The organism is Pseudoflavonifractor phocaeensis (genome assembly GCF_016901735.1).
In the GTDB taxonomy this organism is placed as follows: domain Bacteria; phylum Bacillota; class Clostridia; order Oscillospirales; family Oscillospiraceae; genus Pseudoflavonifractor_A.
The window spans coordinates 1-475 of the sequence record NZ_JACLZC010000198.1 but is presented as its reverse complement, the minus strand read 5'-3'; the positions used below and the strand labels follow the sequence as shown (position 1 = coordinate 475).

Genomic DNA, 475 nt, shown 5'->3' with positions numbered 1-475 from the left:
ACCCTGTCGGAGCTGGCCCAGACCCTCCTGACCGCCGGACGGGCCGACCCCGGGAGCGCCCGGGACGAGCTCATGCACACCATGGCCTGCAAGGCCGCCATCAAGGGGGACAAGCTGCTGCTCATCGACAAGCACGCCGCCCATGAGCGGATGCACTTTGACCGCCTGAAGGCGGCGGATTACCAGCCCATGACCCAGCGCCTTCTGACGCCGGAGGTGGTCACTCCCCCCGCCGAGGAGGGAGCGGCGCTGCTGGAGCATACCGACCTGCTGGCCCGCTTCGGGTTCGGAGTGGAGGACTTCGGCGGCGGCGCGCTGCTGGTGCGGGAGTGCCCCGACTATCTGGAGAGCGGCGACCTGGGCGCCACCCTGTCGGAGCTGGCCCAGACCCTCCTGACCGCCGGACGGGCCGACCCCGGGAGCGCCCGGGACGAGCTCATGCACACCATGGCCTGCAAGGCCGCCATCAAGGGGG

1 pseudogene is annotated in these 475 nt (G+C 71.2%); it reads left to right on the top strand.

Features of this window, described 5'->3' with window-relative positions:
• Window positions 1-475, top strand: a pseudogene (locus H7U37_RS15250) (DNA mismatch repair endonuclease MutL); the annotation flags it as partial.